Raw genomic sequence first — 14,532 nt, 5'->3', positions numbered from 1 at the left:
CTAACTTGACTTTATTGCCAATACTACCTTTCTTTGCAACACTAATCAATGTACCATGTCTACTCAACAAAAACCTAAATCTCATCTCCCCAAAATCATATTAGCACTTGTTTTACTCATTGGGGGATTTTTTGGCTTCAAAAAATACCGCTATGCGACTACCCATGAAGATACCGACAATGCGCAGATTGAGGCATATTTTATTCCGGTATTACCTAGAATGGCGGGCTTTGTAAAAAAGGTTTATGTAAATGATTACGATCAGGTAAAAAAGGGGCAAATCATTTTGGAAATTGATTCAGATGAAGCCGCATTAGCCCTAGAAGAGATGAAAGTGGAAGTTGAGCAAGCCACATCCGACATTGAAAGTGCAAAAGCAAATTTAACTAATCTAAAGAAAAGTATTGAAGCTCAACAAAGTGTGGTCAAATCCGCTGAGTTGGCCTATAATAAATATAACCGAGATGTTGCTAGAAATACTTCACTTGAATCAGCAAAAGCTATTACGCGTCAACAATTAATTGACAGTCAAGATTTAGCAGAACAAGCTGGCGTTAAATTCCAAGGTGCGAAAGCTGAGTTAGTAAGTACACAATCTAGAATAGGAATTTTGCAAGCTACCTTGCACAAGGCTGAAATAGCCTTAAAACTGAAGAAAGTAAAGGTAGAACAACAGAAATTAAAGTTAAGTTATAATAAAGTCTATGCTCCGGCTGATGGAAAAATTGGAAAGAAATCCGTAGAGCCAGGTCAATTCATTCAAGTTTCACAACCTTTAATGACCATCATGGATGATAGCCGGTATTGGGTAGTTGCCAATTACAAAGAAACACAAGTGGAGCATTTACGTGTAGGTATGGAATCGGAAATTAAAATCGATGCATATCCCAATATTAAGTTAACGGGTAGAATTTTATCGATTTCAGAATCTACTGGTGCGAAAACAACTTTATTACCTCCCGATAATGCCTCTGGTAACTTTGTAAAGGTAACTCAACGAATTCCTGTTAAGATTGAGATACTAAATGCCGATAAATACAAAGATATTTTACGTGCTGGACTATCTCTAGGTGTATCAGTTCCCATAAACTAATACCATGCAAAGGCCCCAGGGATTCGCTAAAATAATCATTGTACTAACAACGATCACCGCAGCTGTGATGGAGTTGTTGGATACTACGATTGTGAACGTGGCTCTCAACCAAATTGCTGGAAACCTTGGAGCTACCATTGAAGATATTGCTTGGGTAATCACCAGTTATGCGATTGCCAATGTAATCATTATCCCAATGACAGGTTTTTTGGGAGAATACTTTGGTAGAAAAAATTACTACCTAGGCTCGATGATTCTCTTTGGGATAGCCTCATATTTCTGTGGAATGAGTGATAGCCTTTGGGAATTAGTCTTTTGGCGATTTTTACAAGGAATTGGTGGAGGAGCATTACTTTCTACTTCTCAAGCCATCTTATTTGATGCTTTTGAAGTAAAAGACCGACCAATTGCCTCTGGATTTTTTGGAATGGGTATCATCTTAGGTCCTTCCTTAGGACCCGTTTTAGGAGGATATTTGGTGGATAATTACGAGTGGAATGATATTTTTTATGTCAACATCCCTGTTTGTATTTTGGCTACCATTTTAACCATTGTTTTCATTGATAGAAAAGAGGGTGAAGGCCAACATCGAAAAACGATGGAAATTGATTACATCGGCATTTCTTTATTAACCCTGGGTATAGGGAACCTGCAATATATTTTAGAAAAAGGCGAATCGGAAAATTGGTTTGAATCCAGAACCATCAATACCATGGCTGGATTATCGGCCATAGGACTGATTGGATTTATTTGGCGAGAGTTAACGACAGAACATCCTGTAATTAATTTAAAAATCTTCAAAAACAAGGTCTTTGCCATGAGCACGGTATTTAACCTAGTTAGCGGATTTGGTTTATTTACATCTGTTTTCATTTATCCCATCATGGTGCAACGCATCAATGGCCTAAGTTCAACGGAAACTGGACTTTCCTTGATGTACCCAACTTTACTCGGTGTCATATTATTCCCCATGATAGCCAAATACCTGTCCTTGGGAGGAAAACCCATTCCAGTCATGGGGCTTGGAATTTGTATTTTTATCATTTTCGGATTTATTGGTGGATCGGCTACTCCTGAAATGGGTCGCTGGGATTTCTTTCCGATGCACCTATTACGTATGATGGGGGTGGCCATGTTACAAATGCCCTTAATTAATCAAGCTGTGGCGGGTTTACAACCATCTGAATATCCCGCAGGAATTGCCTTGAGCAACATGATTCGACAGTTAGGTGGAGCCTTTGGTATTGCCGTTGCGAACAATTATGCAACACATCGCGCTGCCCAACATAGGACAGATTTACTAGCTAATATTCAAGTAGAAAATCCTTTATTTCAACAAAGAATTCAAGGATTGACACAAAATATGATGCAAAAAACTGGGGATTTAGTTCGGAGTGGAGAAGCTGCCTATCGCCAATTAGATGCTATGGTCAATAAGCAAGCATACTATTTGGCTTACTTAGACACTTTCCGTTTAGTTTCCATTTTATTTATGTGTATACTCCCCTTCTTATGGTTATTGCGGACACCTAAGAAAACCAAAGCAGAAATAGAAAAAATCATGAAAGCCAGTGAAGAGGCTCATTAAACATATGAAAAAATACATCTTACTTTTATCCTTTAGTTTTTTGAGCAATGTTATTTTTGCTCAAACCAAGGGCCTTCCTGAATTAATTCAAGGTATTTTACAACATTCACCTGCCTTGAAAGGACAAAGAAACCTGATAAAAATGGGGCAAATAAAAACCCAAATTCAGGAGTCGTATGCTAAACCGGTGATTGGTGCAGAAATTGGACTTACGAGAATCGACCCGGTTGCCCAGGCTAGTTTTAACTTCGGGGGAGCGAATTCAACTTTACAATTTCAACCTAACATGAATTATAATTCGCAATTTGTGGCCAACCATGTATTATATGATTGGGGAAGGAATGCGATGGCCATTGAGAAAACAAGATTAGAAACTCAATTAAGTCAAGCACAGATAGAGCAACAAGAATTCCAAATGGGCTTTCAAATCGCTAATTTATATCAACAAATTATCTTAAATAAGAAAGCCATACAAGTGCAAAAGTCACAATTGAAGCGCTTAGAAAATAATTTACAGGTTATTCAAAAGCAACTAGCCCTAGGAGAAGCCATTGAATATGATAAAATCAGCCAACAGGTAAAAATAGCAAACCAAGAGAGTAAAATCCTTGAATCTGAAAATCAAGTAGCTCGCATGTTGGATTATTTAAGCACTCTATTAGGAGCTAATGCAGAGGCCTTTTTGGTTGAAAACCCTCAAAATTGGCAAGCCCAAACAGCCAAACCCATTGAGTCATTTTCCAATCCAGAGATTAATCAAATCAAAGCCCAAGAAGAAATTGTTAACAAAAGTATTGAGTTAGCTAAATCGGAAAACACCCCTACCTTAGCAGGATTGGCCACACTTGGACTGAAAAATGGTTATGTTCCTAGAATCAATGGCGAAACACCTGCCTTTGCAGATGATTTTAAAGTAAATAGTGTTTTGGGTATTAAATTAAGTATTCCTATTTATTCTGGAAAAAGAGGGGCTTATCAAACAGAATTAGCCACCATTCAAAAGGAACGTGTCGCATTTCAATTGGAGGATGCACAAGAAAAATTAGGTACCGAATGGAGGCAAGCTCAATTGAATCATCAAAATTACCTTAAAAAATCAGCGACACAGAAAGAGGTAGTGGCTCAAGCCCAATATGCCTTAGATTTAGCCAATACCCGCTTCAAACAAGGATTAATTCGTAGAATTGAATTAGATCAAGTAGAATCCATGTTAGAGGAATCCCAATTGATGCAAGCTCAATTTGATTATCAAGTGAACTTACAACAATTGGAATTATATAGAATACAAGGAATAAAAATCTGGTAATTATAAATCAAATAAAATAGCTAAGCCCGGGTTTTGTAATTTACCCTCGAAAATCGTCAGTCCATTGGCTAAGGCTTGGTTATTTGTACAGGCTAAATTCCAACCTTCTTTGGCCAATTGCTGGACATAAGGAAGTGTTGCTTGGGTCAAAGCCAATGTAGACGTTTGTGGAACTGCTCCTGGCATATTTGCCACACAATAATGAAGTATCCCGTCAATTTCATAAACCGGATTTTCGTGGGTGGTAGGTCGACAAGTTTCGATACAACCACCTTGATCGACAGCCACATCGACTAGAACCGTTCCGGGACTCATTCGCTTTAAATCTTCCTTCTTTATGAGATGAGGAGCTTTGGCGCCGTGTAATAGCACCGCTCCAACGATCAAATCAACTTGAGCTAAGCTCTCCTGAATAGCTAATGAAGTAGAAAACTGGGTGGACACATTGGCGGGTAAAATATCTTCCAAATATCGCAACCTACCTAGATTGGTATCCATGATGGTAACATTAGCGCCCAAACCTGCTGCCATTTTGGCCGCCTGGGTTCCTACAACTCCACCCCCTAAAATGAGCACATTTGCAGGTTTTACTCCTGGAACACCACCTAACATTTTACCTTTTCCACCTTGAGCTTTACCTAAAAAATAGGCCCCCACTTGAATAGCCATTCGACCAGCCACCTCAGACATCGGGGTTAATAAAGGTAAACTACGATCAGGTAATTCTACTGTTTCGTACGCTATACAAATAGCCTTACTAGCTATCATTGCTTGGGTCAACTCTTTAGACGCTGCAAAATGAAAATAAGTAAAGAGTATTTGACCCGCTTGAATCAAGGGATATTCTTGAGCCAAAGGTTCTTTCACCTTGACAATCATTTGAGAAATTTCATAAACCGACTTCGCATCAGGTAGTATTTTAGCTCCTGTTTGCATGTACAAGTCATCTGAAAATCCAGAACCTAAACCGGCCTGAGTTTGAACATAAACTTGGTGACCTTGAGACACCAACGATTGAACCCCAGCAGGCGTTAAGCCTACTCTAAATTCTTGATTTTTAATTTCCTTAGGGACGCCAATGATCATGATAGTAGATTTTAGCTTGTTTGAAAAAAAGAACGGCCAACGAAAAATTTCGCTGGCCGTTACCTTTGATGAAGTATAATACTCCACAAATATAAAAAAGACAAAAATTATTTAGGTATATCCCTTATAAATAAGGAAATATTACTGCAAAATTAGATTGAAAAGGAAATAATTCTATATATTAACATTCTGTTAACAAAAATCCGAAAAAATTATGGCTTCCAAACTCAACTTAGATGCGCTAGATTTAAAGATTTTGAAAATCATTCAAGGCAAAGGGCAAAAAAAACTCAAAGATGTAGCCGCCCAAGTCAATTTATCCCTCTCTCCTACGCATGATCGAATTCGGAAATTGGAGAAAGATGGATATATCATGTCCTACGTAGGATTACTTAACCGTAAAATGTTGGATTTAGGTTTATTGGTGCATTGCCAAGTTACGCTAGAAAAGCAAAACCGTAAAAATTTCAAAGAGTTTGAACAAGCAGTTCAAGCTTTTCCTGAGGTTTTATCATGCCATTTAGTTTCAGGGAACTTTGATTATTATTTGATGGTTGTTAGCTCGGATGTAGAAAGTTATAACCGTTTTTACCAAGAGAAATTGGCTGTACTCCCCACAGTAGCCCATATCAATAGTTTATTTGTGATGGATGAAATTAAACAAAGTACAGAATTACCAATTCCTTGACAAAGGCCTATTTAATGTTGTACCTTTGCATCTCAAATAATGGGGTCGACCGGTTTTGACAGCTTATGTCGGTCGGTGGTAAGCACGTCGGGAGTTGTAGGCATTTCCTGTTAAAAAAACCTTCGAATTATAACTGGCAATACACAGTATGCCATGGCTGCTTAATCTTAGAGATTAATCAATTTGCCATCGTTCAGCCTTCTCCAAACTCTGCCGAGGAGGGCATCTGAGCGTCGACATGCAGAGTCGATAAGTTCGAATTTCTCTACGGACTTGTTAGTATCCAGAGGATAAGTTGAAAGTTTGGGTCTGATGTGAACCCGCTTTTGATCGAAAAATAATCACAGCTAAACGTGTAGAAAGCTATTGTTCGCTAGGTTTGGACGAGGGTTCGAATCCCTCCGACTCCACCAGGGTTTTATTCTTCCCAACAATTCAAGTACTTGGCCCGGTTTTTAACCGGGCCTTTTTTAATCAAATATAAATGAAGGACTATTTATATATATTTGATAAAAAGTAATTTATATGACGAAAGTATGTGTAATTGGTGCTGGTCCTTCTGGAATAACTGCCTTGAAAAACATGATAGACCAAGGTCTAGATACGGTTTGTTATGAATTTAATACCCAAGTAGGAGGAAACTGGATTTATAATGAGCAATTGGGGCACTCGAGTGTCTTCGAAACTACCCATATAATTAGTTCCAAAACCCTTTCACAATATGAAGACTTTAGCTTCGATGATTTCGAAAAAGGGATGCCTGATTACCCTTCGCATAATCAATTAAGACGCTATTTTCAAGCTTATGCTGAACATTTTAATCTATACCCACACATTCAATTCCAAACTTTGGTAAAATCCTGCGAATTAGATGAAGCTAATAATTGGGTTATAAAAACAGAGAAGAACGGCATTGAAAAAACAGAACACTTTACCCATTTAGTTGTTTGCAATGGGCATCACTGGCTACCTAGAATGCCTCAATATCCAGGTGAGTTCACCGGTAAATTCATGCATTCACATGAATTCAAAAAGGCGGAACCATTCAGAGATCAACGTATACTTGTCATAGGTGGCGGAAATTCAGCCTGCGACGTGGCGGTAGAAACATCTCGGGTGAGCAAGAAAACGAGCATTAGCTGGAGAAGAGGCTACCGAATTGTACCCAAATTTTTGTTTGGCAAACCGAGTGATGTAGTAGCATCTAAGTTGACATTTTTGCCCACTAAGTTGAAATTTTTCTTATCAGAATTATCCGTCAAAATAATCTCTGGTTCAAATAAGCACTATGGCCTTCAAGAGCCAGAACATGCCATCACAGGAACGCATCCCACCATCAACGAGGAACTATTGTACAAAGTAAGGCATGGCAAAGTATTCCCCAAAGGAGATATTGATCACTTTGAAGGTCAGCTTGTCCATTTCAAGGATGGTACCGTAGAAGAGTTTGATACAATCATCGCTTGCACAGGCTATATTTTAGAACACCCATTTTTTCGAAAAGACTTCATAAATTATAGCGAGGGGGACGTCCCACTTTACTTAAAAATGCTGCATGAAAAATACGATAATCTATTTTTTGTAGGTATGTTTCAACCGCTTGGTTGCATTTGGCCAGGGGCTGAATTGCAAAGTAAGATAGCGGCAAGGGCCATTAAGGGACTTTGGCATAGACCCAAGAACATCGCCGAATTATGCCAAAGAGAAGTCACTCATCCTCATTTGCATCAAATAAAAACACCTCGGCATACGATTACGGTGGACTTCCATTTATTTGTCAATGAATTGAAGAAACACCTTCCCTCTAATTACATCAGTAAATCCCCCGTTTAATGAAAGAAACGATAGTTTTTGTTCATGGTATGTGTCACGGATCTTGGTGCTGGGAGGAGCAATTTATCCCATATTTTGAGAAACTGGGTTATAATTGCATTGGATTCAATCTTCCTGGGCATGAAACAGAAGGAAGTACCAGGCCTATTTCCTATTCGCTTAGCGATTATGTCCAAGCACTTCGCAAGCAAGTAGAAAACTTACAGGAACCTCCTATCATTGTTGGACATTCCATGGGTGGAATGATACTACAACATTTTCTAAAGACTGGATTATGTAAAAAGGCCGTTTTAATGTCATCGGTTCCTCCCTCGGGTGTGTTATTAGCCAGCCTTCGTGTGATTTTTCGCTACCCGGGTGTGATACCCCATTTACTACTTGGAAATCTGTTAGGTGCCTTTAAAAAATATCCCCATTTGATATTAAATAAGGCTACACTGACAGCGCGATATTCGCCTCGAATGTGTGCTGAATCATTTAGAGCATATGTAGATTTGTTAATACCTATATCACACAGATCTACTGTACCTATATTAGTTTTAGGTGGTTCAAAAGATGGACTTATCACCGTTCGTGAATTTGAAAGCACTGCAAATCACTACCATGCTAAACTTAGCATCATAGAAGGCGGGTCACATGACCTAATGCTAGATGAAGATTATGAAAAATCAGCAAGAGCCATAGAAGAGTGGATTTGATTATTTTTGAACCAATTAGTTCAAAGTCTCTTTTTCGTCAAAACCTTTAAAATTTTTACTAAGGAATGGTACATCGCATGATTAATCTACCCGTGAGCTATTGAAATATAATAAATCACAAGTTGGGAAACCTTATTAACAATTGTTGGTTTTAGTTATGGTTAAGCTTTAATTAACCCAAATAAATTCGCCCTAATTAAAATTTAATGGTATGAACATAATTCGTATACTCGTTTTTTTTCTTTGTCCAATCCTCATTTATGCGCAAACTGATACCACGGACACTTTCGACTATAATAATTTTGGAGATGCCGATGGGGTAAAAAGGTACTGTACGGTTAAAGTGTTAAATCAAACACCCCAACGAATCTTCCATATAGGCTTTGAGAACTATGGACATTTTCCCATGCCAGGAGTTAGATTTAATGCAGCAGATTTACCCAGTACCATACATGTTGACCAAGTTAATGCCATACGCGCTCAGGTGAATATTCCCGTATTGTCAACTAATAAAATTATTTGGCAAATGGGGTTCAACTATTGGGGAAGTAATTTTAAGGTAGCTAATCCAAACATTAATTCCTTTGCGAACTCATTAAACAACAACACTTTAGTTACTGCTGGAATAAATACAACGGTGTTTAAGCCATTGAATGAAAAGAATTTTATGATTTTTCAAGCAAGCTATGATGTAAATGGGCTTTTTAATGGAACCAAGGATATAAGTTCGCAGGCCTTTACTACCAGTCTAACACTCATCTATGGTTGGAAAACATCTGAAAAAAATATGATAGGAACTGGCTTGGCAAGAACCTACCGTGCTGGTCAGCCTATTTTTGCACCCGCATTATTTTGGAATAAAACCTTCAATGAAAAATGGGGAATGGAACTTTTATTGCCTGCACGAGCTCATGTGAGATATAACATTTCTGTCTCCAACATATTACAAGCGGGATTCGAAGTAGAAGGGAATCAATATTGGGCGAATGTTCCAGGAATAGAAAATGTCTACCTACAGCGAGGGGAAATTAAGCCTCGGATTAGTTGGGATAAAAAGCTATTTGGCTTTCTTTGGCTTAACCTACAAGCAGGATTGCGCTACAATTTCCGCTTTGATGTAGCCAATGCTTATAATGCTAAGGAAGAAAGCCAAAAATATTTTACAAGTAATTTAGGAAACCCATTATTCTTCAATGTATCATTGAATTTTGTATCTCCCTAATCACTGTTTAGCTTGTTGCCTTGTCCAATTATCTGTTCTACCAATCAAGGAAACTCCGATGTATCCTCTAACTTCCAGCGTATTGGCAGAAGTCAACTTGATGGTACAAGAATAGGTATTTCCATTTTTAGGATCATAAATATTCCCTCCCTCCCAGGTATTATTTTCCTTGAATTGAAATCCCCAAATATTGATTAAGCCCAAAATAGGTCTTTTTCTGGAAGCCTCTTCTGGATGATTTTTATCCACTTTGGGATTACCCGTTTCAGGATCTACGGGTTCTTTTAACCAAACTATTTTACCTTGGTACTTATCACCATTCTTATAAATACGGACCATAGCGGTTCCTTCACCCGTTTTCCATACCCCTACTATCGCATCAGGATTATCGAAAGCAGATACAAAACTTGAGCACAATGAAAAAATAATCGTTAATAACAGGGAATAAATAAATGCATGTTTCATGGTAAGTAGTTTTTTGTGTTTAAATAATATGGTATAATATCAAATTTTAACGATAACTATTGAACTGTCACTAATGTTATTTTATTGCAATAAAACTTTTAGGGGATAAAAAAATCAAGCTATTCAATGGCATAAACTTTTGAGATTTCTTTGATTTATGAAAATTAAATAAGGTCTTTAAATAAGATTCATACACAATTCCAATTACAGGATAAGACCCGCCTTATTTCAATTTTATTGTAATTCTGGATTAAAACAATGAAAAAATCGTAAATTCATTGTTCAAACAATACTCAATTTTACTATGAAACAAAGATTCATTCAAAGCATTAAAACGACTTTCATACTATCTATGCTAAGTTTGTCTTTTGGAACATTCGCACAAGTTCCTGCAGGACATTCAGTAGTTGAAGGCAGATGGGATATCACTATTACCAAGAGAAATGTAACTACTCCTGCCTGGTTAGAGGTAACACATTCAGGCTTAAAGACCTTAACTGGCCATTTCGTTGGTGATGGGGGAAGTTCAAGACCTATTTCAAAAGTAAATTTTGTTACTAATGTCCTTTCCTTCAGCATTCCTCCACAATGGGAAAATTCTGATAAGGATTTGTCCTTAGAAGCTGAATTAAAAGATGATAAATTAATGGGTACCTTAACTACTCCATTAGGAGAAAAATTTCGTATTCTAGGAGTTAGAGCCCCTAAATTATGGAGAGAAAAAGCACCTGTTTGGGGAACCCCGATTAGCCTTTTTAATGGCAAAAACATGGATGGATGGCAAACACTAGGACCAGACAATCAATGGGTAGCTGAAAACGGAATCATGAAAAGTCCAAGAACGGGAGCGAATATACGTACGGTTCAAACATTCCAAGACTTTAAACTACATGCAGAATTCCGCGTTCCAAAAGAAAGTAATAGCGGACTTTATTTACGTGGTCGTTATGAAATCCAAGTGGCGGACAGCAAAGGTTTAGAGCCTGCCAAAGACCAATTAGGCGCTGTTTATGGATTTATTGCTCCCCTAGAAAATGTGGCTAAAGAGGCTGGTGAATGGCAGACCTATGATATTGAATTAGTAGGACGTAATATCACCGTTACTTTAAATGGAAAAACCGTCATCTACAAAGCAGAAATTCCAGGAATCACTGGTGGTGCTTTAGATAGCAATGAAGGAGAAGCTGGTCCAATTATGATTCAAGGAGACCACGGTCCAGTTGAATATAGAAATTTGATTATTACTCCAGCGAAGTAATTGAATAATGTAGAATGAAGAATGTAGAATGAAGAATTGATAATGGTCATTAATTCCTAATTCTACATTCTTCATTCTACATTCCTAATTCTACATTCCTAATTCTACATTCTTCATTCTTCATTCTACAACATTAAGCCTTTCTTCTAGGTAAGTACCACCCTAACCATAATCCACATAAAGCCCAAGAGACGAGTAAATCAATCAGCTCAGCTCTAAGATCAAATACAGGGTACCAAATATGCTGCGTATAAGGTGAGTTAGTAAAAACTAATAGGCCTATCACTAAACAAAGGCCTAAAATATCTCGCATTTTAGCTGTTTTCAACTGTTTGATTAGGTAAATCACTAATAAAACTAAAAAAATATCTACGATCAAACCTCGAATCATATTATCCTGCATTGATATTTGATAATTGGTATAATATTGAACTCGAGCCCAAGGTTTACCCGTTACTTTCTTGGCAAATTCCTCTGCTTGAGCCATATCTTGCTCATTTTCCATTCGAGGTAAAATATAACCACCCTCTTTTTTAAGATGCTTATTCAAAGAAATCAAAATACTATCTTGATTGGCCGAATACATTTGAGAAGGTTCATGTAGGTTAAAAGCTACATGCGAGGCTGCTTGCCAAAAGAATAGAATTAATCCACCAACTATTGCCCCAATAATTGTCTTTTTCATGATTGATATAATTTAGTATTCGGTAAAATTATAAAAAAAATCAGAAAACATAGAATTAATTTGATTTTAACATTTCAGAGCCTGCCAGCAAAAAGCAGCCCAATCCAAAATCCTCAAAATTGGGAACAGAATTAAAAGTTACGGGTTGTGAATCTTTAGGTTCCTTTCCTGTACCTTGAACAAAACCAAGGAAACCATTCGGGTGCACGCATTTACTCATGGCTTGCCATGCTTTATCCGCTGCATTTTGATACTTTTTGTCTTTCAAAATACCATGCCGCAATGCCCACTTCATCCCATAAACAAACAAAGCCGTTCCGGTTAACTCAGGACCTCCAAAATTACTTTCGTCTTTTAAACTCACATTCCAAAAGCCATCCTTACGCTGTAATGGGATTAATGCCTCCGACATGGCTATAAAATCTTGAATGTATTCTTCGCGATGAGGAGCATTGGCTGGCATAACATCTAGGGTTCTAATTAAAGCAGCATACACCCAAGCATTTCCCCTTGACCAATAACAATTTTCTCCATTGGGTTCTTTATAAGGTGGAACAAAATCCTTATCTCGCCACCAAAGATGCTCTTGGGGATTATAAAGACCATTTCCCCCGTGTTTGTATTTGGTAAAAGCATACAAATCATACATTTTCTCATAATAGCGCATATCATGAAAGCGAGTTCCTAGGCGCGCAAAAACAGGCATACTCATTTGAAGGCAATCTACCCATGACCAATCGTCGGCTTTTTGTGTAGCCAGCATATTATCTATGTTCGCTTTAATGGGTTTGATTCGAGCAGAATCTCCCTGTAAATCAAACAAATCCAAGTACGCTTGACCACATGCCTGATTATCTGCATTTCTTGTTTTTAAGCCATCACGTAAACCCCATTGATGAAATGTGCCCCAATCTGTCATATAGGTTAAATCAGAAGGACGGGGATCCAGCTTATAGAGTTCCATTAGTCCTTCATAATAAACAGCTCTTGTCCAGATATTAGATGGACGTGTTCTATCAGGGCTAACAATCACTTGTCCTACGTTTGGCCATTTTTGTTTAAAATAGCTATTCGCCAAGTGCATTTGAGCTAAAATCTCCTTTTTATTGGGTTTTGCGTTAGCTGAAAAAAATACAAGAATAGCTAACATTAAGCTAGAAACAATCGATCTGATTTTCATGAGAGAAGATTAGGCTAAATAAAACACGGAAGGGATTTCAACGGCTTTGGGAGAATTATCTGGATTGCTCTCCATAATATCAGCCATATAGGCCCACCACTTCTGCATGATGGGCAATTGAGGAAGAGTATCTAATAAACTTAAATCCTCTGCTTCCAAATAAGCAAATAGAACCCTTGTTTCAGGATCCAGAAAAATAGAATAATTTTGAACGCCTACTGACTTCAATAATTCAGCTAATTCTGGCCAAATTTCATCGTGTCTTTTTTTGTATTCAGCCTCTTTTCCCGGGTGAAGAAACATTTTTAGGGCTTTTCTTTGCATAATTACCGCATTTTAAATTTTTAAAAAAAGCCCTAAACTTAAATATTCTACTCAAACAAGAGACCTTATTTAACTTAAGAAATAATCGATGATTTTATTCTTTGTTCAAAAAGATTCAAGTCATCATCATCGAAACCTAAATGGGTAACGAAGCGAATGTATTCAGCACCAAATGGTGCACATTTAATTCCTTTTTGGGCTAATAATGCCACTTGAGAGGAAGAATTTAAACCAGGCTGTATTTTCACAATCACGATATTGGTTACCACCGGCAATGTATTTTGTACCCAATCAAGTTTTTCGCAAATCTCCGCTATTGCTTTCGCTCGTTGATGATCTTCTTTTAATCTATCCACTTGATAATCAAGCGCATAAATCCCAGCAACTGCCAGCATACCCGCTTGTCGCCATCCTCCACCTAGTCTTTTTCTTACTCTTTTAGCTTTTTTGATAAAGCTAGTATCTCCCACCAAAACTGAACCCACGGGAGCACCTAAACCTTTGGACAAACAAATGGAGATAGAATCAAACCAGCCACCAAAATCGGCCGGACTTTGTCCTGTTACTGCCATAGCATTGAAGATGCGAGCTCCATCTAAGTGAAGTGGAATGGCATTAGCTCGACAAAACCTTGAGATTTCGTCCAAACTTTCACTACTATACACACTTCCTCCACCTTTATTCACCGTATTTTCCAAACTCACCATGGCACTCTCACAAGCATGTATATCATCAGGAGAAATAGCTGCTTCAATTTGTATTTTTGTCAAACGGCCTAAATCACCTTTCAATAATTTCACCGAAGCTCCGGCATTCGCCATAATACCCCCTCCTTCATACAAATAAATATGTGACAGTTCATCGCAAATCACTTCTTGTCCTTTAGAAACGGTGGCTGAAATGGCCATTTGGTTACTCATGGTACCAGAAGGGCAAAACAGTGCCGCCTCCTTTTGAAACATTTTCGCTAATTTTTCTTCAAGCGCTAAAACACTTGGATCCTCCCCAAAAACATCGTCGCCCAAAGGAGCAGCCAACATGGCGTCTCGCATTCCAGCTGTGGGCAATGTAAAAGTATCACTTCTTAATTCAATGAATTTCATGGT

14 protein-coding genes and 1 other RNA gene are annotated in these 14,532 nt (G+C 37.9%); 9 read left to right on the top strand and 6 right to left on the bottom strand.

What is annotated here, in order from left to right; all coding sequences use genetic code 11:
* The first annotated feature begins 55 nt into the window (after positions 1-55).
* From ACST15_RS00435 to ACST15_RS00425, 3 genes are read left to right on the top strand one after another with little or no spacing between them, the layout of a single operon-like run.
* Positions 56-1,093 (top strand): HlyD family secretion protein, encoded by a 1,038-nt coding sequence (locus ACST15_RS00435; RefSeq protein ID WP_459452678.1) that lies wholly within the window; start codon positions 56-58, stop codon positions 1,091-1,093.
* A 4-nt stretch (positions 1,094-1,097) separates the two neighbouring features.
* Positions 1,098-2,681: a DHA2 family efflux MFS transporter permease subunit gene (locus tag ACST15_RS00430; protein WP_459452676.1), complete on the top strand. Its 1,584-nt coding sequence runs from the start codon at positions 1,098-1,100 to the stop codon at positions 2,679-2,681.
* 4 nt (positions 2,682-2,685) lie between these two features.
* Positions 2,686-3,987, top strand: a complete 1,302-nt coding sequence (locus tag ACST15_RS00425) for a TolC family protein (RefSeq protein ID WP_459452674.1) — start codon at positions 2,686-2,688, stop codon at positions 3,985-3,987.
* Here the strand turns inward: ACST15_RS00425 and ald are convergent, their stop codons facing one another.
* Positions 3,988-5,073 (bottom strand): alanine dehydrogenase, encoded by a 1,086-nt coding sequence (gene ald, locus ACST15_RS00420; protein ID WP_459452672.1) that lies wholly within the window; start codon positions 5,071-5,073, stop codon positions 3,988-3,990. It lies immediately after the preceding gene.
* A gap of 214 nt (positions 5,074-5,287) precedes the next feature.
* Here ald and ACST15_RS00415 point away from each other — a divergent pair, with 214 nt between their 5' ends.
* The 5 genes from ACST15_RS00415 (at position 5,288) to ACST15_RS00395 (ending at position 9,514) form a co-directional block, all read left to right on the top strand.
* Positions 5,288-5,761: an Lrp/AsnC family transcriptional regulator gene (locus ACST15_RS00415; RefSeq protein ID WP_459452670.1), complete on the top strand. Its 474-nt coding sequence runs from the start codon at positions 5,288-5,290 to the stop codon at positions 5,759-5,761.
* 41 nt (positions 5,762-5,802) lie between these two features.
* Positions 5,803-6,174, top strand: a transfer-messenger RNA (tmRNA) gene (ssrA, locus tag ACST15_RS00410).
* A 112-nt stretch (positions 6,175-6,286) separates the two neighbouring features.
* On the top strand, positions 6,287-7,594 hold the full coding sequence (locus ACST15_RS00405) for a flavin-containing monooxygenase (protein WP_459452668.1): 1,308 nt from the start codon (positions 6,287-6,289) through the stop codon (positions 7,592-7,594).
* The gene (locus tag ACST15_RS00400) at positions 7,594-8,292 is read left to right on the top strand and encodes an alpha/beta hydrolase (protein WP_459452666.1); all 699 of its coding nucleotides are present in this window, start codon (positions 7,594-7,596) and stop codon (positions 8,290-8,292) included. Before ACST15_RS00405 ends, ACST15_RS00400 begins: the two co-directional genes overlap by 1 nt.
* Positions 8,293-8,503: 211 nt before the next feature.
* Positions 8,504-9,514 carry a DUF6268 family outer membrane beta-barrel protein gene (locus ACST15_RS00395; protein WP_459452664.1) on the top strand — a complete coding sequence of 337 codons (1,011 nt, stop codon included), beginning with the start codon at positions 8,504-8,506 and terminating at the stop codon, positions 9,512-9,514.
* Here ACST15_RS00395 and ACST15_RS00390 read toward each other — a convergent pair whose 3' ends face one another.
* On the bottom strand, positions 9,515-9,979 hold the full coding sequence (locus ACST15_RS00390) for a DUF2147 domain-containing protein (protein WP_459452662.1): 465 nt from the start codon (positions 9,977-9,979) through the stop codon (positions 9,515-9,517).
* Between the two features lie 304 nt (positions 9,980-10,283).
* Here ACST15_RS00390 and ACST15_RS00385 point away from each other — a divergent pair, with 304 nt between their 5' ends.
* On the top strand, positions 10,284-11,237 hold the full coding sequence (locus ACST15_RS00385) for a 3-keto-disaccharide hydrolase (RefSeq protein ID WP_459452660.1): 954 nt from the start codon (positions 10,284-10,286) through the stop codon (positions 11,235-11,237).
* Between the two features lie 133 nt (positions 11,238-11,370).
* Here the strand turns inward: ACST15_RS00385 and ACST15_RS00380 are convergent, their stop codons facing one another.
* The 4 genes from ACST15_RS00380 to ACST15_RS00365 all read right to left on the bottom strand — a co-directional run bounded on the left by ACST15_RS00380 (position 11,371) and on the right by ACST15_RS00365 (position 14,529).
* A complete protein-coding gene (locus ACST15_RS00380) occupies positions 11,371-11,922 on the bottom strand; it encodes a hypothetical protein (RefSeq protein ID WP_459452658.1) in 552 nt (183 codons plus the stop codon).
* 55 nt (positions 11,923-11,977) lie between these two features.
* A complete protein-coding gene (locus tag ACST15_RS00375; protein ID WP_459452656.1) occupies positions 11,978-13,102 on the bottom strand; it encodes a glycoside hydrolase family 88/105 protein in 1,125 nt (374 codons plus the stop codon).
* Between the two features lie 9 nt (positions 13,103-13,111).
* On the bottom strand, positions 13,112-13,426 hold the full coding sequence (rhaM, locus tag ACST15_RS00370) for an L-rhamnose mutarotase (protein WP_459452654.1): 315 nt from the start codon (positions 13,424-13,426) through the stop codon (positions 13,112-13,114).
* A 74-nt stretch (positions 13,427-13,500) separates the two neighbouring features.
* On the bottom strand, positions 13,501-14,529 hold the full coding sequence (locus ACST15_RS00365; RefSeq protein WP_459452652.1) for a threonine aldolase family protein: 1,029 nt from the start codon (positions 14,527-14,529) through the stop codon (positions 13,501-13,503).
* Between the last annotated feature and the right edge of the window lie 3 nt (positions 14,530-14,532).

Source organism: Aquirufa sp. Wall-65K1 (genome assembly GCF_054558475.1).
The sequence above is the reverse complement of the archived record's forward strand: the minus strand, read 5'-3'. Positions and strand labels throughout refer to the sequence as shown.